Here is a 2,253-nt window from a genome sequence, read left to right as displayed (position 1 = left end):
CCAATACCAGAAAGGGTTTACAGGTACTCCATCCGAACAAAAGTTAACATACACACCGGTAAGGCGGAAAGATTTTAACATATAATTGTTTAAATTTGGTGTATGTCTTCAAGTAAAAACAACTCCATTAAGCTCAAAACTTTCAATGACTTTAACGACGACCTGCTATTATACACACAAAAAGAGGTAACTCCCAAAGCGCCGTTACGTGGCAGTTTCGCCGCATATGAAAGATCTGAGTATCCCTGCATGGACGAAGTCAGGGCCAGCAGACGGGACTATTATAAGATCAGTTTCTTCACCAAAGGTTCAGGTATTTTTACCCTTGGTGATGATCGCTATGAGATCAATGGCCCCGCTTTACTTTTTATCAATCCGTTCGAATTAAAAACATGGCATGCTACTTCCGATGAACAGGAAGGCTACAATTGCCTGTTCACCGACCTGTTGTTTGAATCGCAACCCAATCACCAGGAAAACCTGTTGCAACATCCGCTTTGGCAGATGGGCGCGAAGGCTGTATTTACTTTAACAGGGGAGCAGGTAGATTACCTGCAATCCATTTTCCGTCAACTGGTAAAGGAATACCAGGAGAATGCCGCCTTTAAACACGAAGCCATTCTCATTTACCTGAAATTGCTGATGCTGGAAGGCAAACGCTTGTCGGCCCAGGCCAATCAACCCAAGCGCCAGTTAACCGCTGCGCAGGCCCTTGCACATCGCTTTACCGATAAACTGGAAAAACAGTTTCCGATTGAATTTACGCATAATCAATTGTCACTGAAAACGGCGAAAGAGTTTGCACAGGTATTGAATACGCATCCGAACCACCTGAACGCCTGTGTGAAACAGGCCACGGGCAGAACAGTAAGCGAACATATCCGGCAGAGAATGTTGCTCGAAGCACGCCTGCTGCTGATGCACACCGATTGGCAGATCGCTGAAATTGCCTGGTGCCTGGGATTTGAAGATCCCGGTAATTTTACACATTTCTTCAAAAATCATAGTGGCATTTCCCCGCATCTCTACCGGGCACAATAACACTTTGATATTAACAATTAATACTTTGCCTTCTACAATCCGGCGCCCTGTACCTGCATGTACATTTGTACCACCTTAAAATTTTAACAATATGCAGTACAGAAAACTAGGTAAAACAGGCGAATCAATTTCCGCAATAGGACTGGGTTGCATGGGCATGTCGTTTGCATACGGCACTGCACAGGATTTTAATGAAACAGAATCTCTTGCCACACTTGAACTGGCACTGGACCTGGGCATCAACTTCTGGGATACCGCAGATATGTATGGCCAGGGCGCTAATGAAATCCTCCTGTCAAAAATACTTGCCACTAAAAGAGATAAAGTTTTTCTCGCTACCAAATTCGGGTTCAGGTATAAGGAAGATGGCAGTACCTATTTCGATGGTTCACCCAAACATATGAAACAGGCCGTGGAAGACAGTTTGAAAAGACTGAAGGTGGATGTGATTGATCTTTACTACACTCACCGGATAGATGCAACTATTCCCGTGGAAGAAACAGTAGGCGCTATGGCCCAGCTGGTGAAAGAAGGCAAGGTACGTTACCTGGGCCTGTCTGAAGCGGGCATTGACTCCATTAAAAGAGCCCATGCTGTGCATCCCATTGCGGCGCTCCAATCAGAATATTCCCTGTTTACCCGCGACGTGGAAGGGGGGATCTTAGCTACCACCCGCGAACTCGGCATTAGCCTGGTAGCCTACAGCCCGCTGGGAAGAGGCCTTTCCACCGGCGCCATCAACAATGCTGATAGTTTAAGGGACGGCGACTTCCGCAAAAATCTGCCGCGTTTCCAGGGAGCAAATTTTGAGCAGAACTTACAAACTGTAAATGCATTGGAAGCTTTTGCCAAAGAGAAGGGTGTTACCGCTGCACAGCTGTCGCTCGCATGGTTACTGGCACAAGGCGAAGATATAGTGCCTATCCCCGGAACAAAACGCAGGAAATATTTACAGGAAAATGCTGCGGCAGCGGAAGTGAATCTGTCGGCAGATGACCTTACCGCCATTGATAGTATCTTACACAGTAACGCCATCGCCGGCACGCGGTACACAGAGGGAGGCATGAAACTGGTGAACAGGTAGGAGCGAGCGGAGGGCATCGCCTTCGGCGATTGCAGCGGATTTTGTCTGACTCAGGATTAAACTGATTTCGCTGATTTGATTTTGTAATGATTGAAATGATTTGGGGAGATTTAAGCGGATATATTCGC

The 2,253-nt window shown here is 46.6% G+C and carries 2 protein-coding genes; both read left to right on the top strand.

The window, feature by feature from the left end:
• Positions 1 to 102 precede the first annotated feature (102 nt).
• Entirely contained in the window at positions 103 to 1,041 is a 939-nt protein-coding gene (locus VN105_RS15310) for an AraC family transcriptional regulator (RefSeq protein WP_325642396.1), read from the top strand.
• A gap of 91 nt (positions 1,042 to 1,132) precedes the next feature.
• The gene (locus VN105_RS15305) at positions 1,133 to 2,125 is read left to right on the top strand and encodes an aldo/keto reductase (protein ID WP_325642394.1); all 993 of its coding nucleotides are present in this window, start codon (positions 1,133 to 1,135) and stop codon (positions 2,123 to 2,125) included.
• Positions 2,126 to 2,253: the final 128 nt, after the last annotated feature.

This window comes from Chitinophaga sp. (assembly GCF_035564935.1).
GTDB lineage: Bacteria > Bacteroidota > Bacteroidia > Chitinophagales > Chitinophagaceae > Chitinophaga.
This window is presented reverse-complemented; position numbering and strand designations above follow the sequence as displayed.